General features: G+C 61.5%; 1 protein-coding gene and 1 pseudogene. One reads left to right on the top strand and one right to left on the bottom strand.

Annotation, left to right across the window (positions count from 1 at the left end):
* Positions 1 to 224, top strand: a pseudogene (locus E8M78_RS23915) (hypothetical protein); the annotation flags it as partial.
* A gap of 34 nt (positions 225 to 258) precedes the next feature.
* On the opposite strand, the gene E8M78_RS18565 reads toward E8M78_RS23915, so the two are convergent.
* Positions 259 to 1,371 carry a Fic family protein gene (locus tag E8M78_RS18565; RefSeq protein ID WP_137136472.1) on the bottom strand — a complete coding sequence of 371 codons (1,113 nt, stop codon included), beginning with the start codon at positions 1,369 to 1,371 and terminating at the stop codon, positions 259 to 261.
* Positions 1,372 to 1,686: the final 315 nt, after the last annotated feature.

The following is a 1,686-nucleotide window of genomic DNA, read 5'->3' as shown; positions in this document are numbered from 1 at the left end:
CCCGACTCGAGCATGCACTCGATAGGTTCGGGGAGGAGCGTGAACGCTATCGCCAGAGGTTGGCGGAGTACCAGCGGCGGCTCGTCTCCTACCAGTCGCGGCAGGGTGGCACCTTCGCCTTTGCCGACGAACTGGCTGAGAAGCGCCAGAAGTTGCGTGAGGTCGAGGAGGCGCTCGCGACATCGGCCCGGGAGGATACAGGGGCAGGGAAGGTCGCCGCTTAGCCCGTTCGCTTATGCAACGGTCTCACCAAGCCTCCTATCCATCGCTTGCTATGTTCAGTCGGTAGCGCGTTGCCTTGCGCTCGCCGGTGCGCAGCAGCGCGCCTTTCTCGACCAGATCGGAGAGGTCGCGTGTAATGGTCGAGGGCGGAGCGCCGGTGATTGTCGCGTAGTTGCTGGCGCTTAAACCCCCGGTGAAACCTTCTGGCCCCTCCGCCAGCAAACGCAGCAGCACTTTTTCCTGTCGCTCGTTCAGCGCGCCACGCAATCTGTCCATGAAGCGTGTCTTCTCGATCAGGAAGCGGACCAGATCGTCCGCTGATTTTTGGGCTTCCAGCGCCCGGTCCGCAAACCAAGAGAGCCAGTCATCTATGGCAAGCGTGGTGCTCGCCGCCTCCAGCATGGCGTAATAGTCCTTGCGGTGTCTCAGCAGCGATTTCGACAATGCGCTGAAGGTTGGCGTCGAGATTGCCCGTGCAAGCGCGCTTTCGGCGATCGCACGGCCGATACGGCCATTGCCGTCCTCGAAAGGATGGATGCTCTCGAACCACAGATGGGCGATGCCGGCACGTGTGAGGGCGGCAAGCGGATCCGGCCCTTCGGGGGAGGTCCGTTCGAGCCATTCGAGAAACCTGCCCATCTCGATCGCCAGGCGATCGGATGGAGGGGCTTCGAAGTGCACACGCTGGCGACCGAAAGCGCCTGAGACAATCTGCATCGGTTCGTCATGACGGCGGTAGCTGCCGATATCGGCGATGTCACGGCGACCGTTCATGACCATTCGGTGCCATTCAAACAGCCGCTCCTCGGTTATGGGGTCAAGCGGGTGGCGATAGAGGTCCGCCATCATTTCGGCAATGCCAGCTTCCGCCGGTCTGCTGCGGAAAGCCGCGGCCGACATTCCGAGTTGGCGCCGAAGGGATGATTGCACGCTGTCGCGATCAAGGACTTCCCCTTCGATCGCCGATGTGCTCAAGGCATCGGAGCTGAGCAGCTCGATCACGACCTCCTCGCGGTCGTCTTTCCCCAGATGGCGCATGGTGCCAACGGCAATAGCCGCATTTTCCATGAATGCCTGCTCCCTGACCCGCAGAAGTTCAGGCTTCCACTCGAACGCCGGCCACCCCGCCAATTCCCAATTCCATGCCATAAGCGATAAATCCCATAGTTATCGCCCACAATGCCGCAATAGAGTGAGCGATAAAAGCGTTTTGTTTCGCTCATCGCATTGAAGGCCGCCCCAAAGGGCAACGAAAAAGAGGAAGGAAGTAGGAAACCCCTCTCGCAGACCGGCCTCCCCGTCGCCGCTTTCGCTCAACCGCCCCCTCCTCAACCCTGCCCGTGGTTCTCGCAAGGCGCTGCCCCGCTCGTCCTGACGGCCAAGGCCGCTCGCGCGCAGTTGCGCCGGTCTGACCGTCCTGCGGTCCGGGAAGTGTCTTCGGAAAGAAGTGAAGACGGCCAAGAG

Origin of the sequence: Rhizobium sp. FKY42 (genome assembly GCF_005222835.1) — a bacterium.
Lineage (GTDB): Bacteria > Pseudomonadota > Alphaproteobacteria > Rhizobiales > Rhizobiaceae > Neorhizobium.
This window is presented reverse-complemented; position numbering and strand designations above follow the sequence as displayed.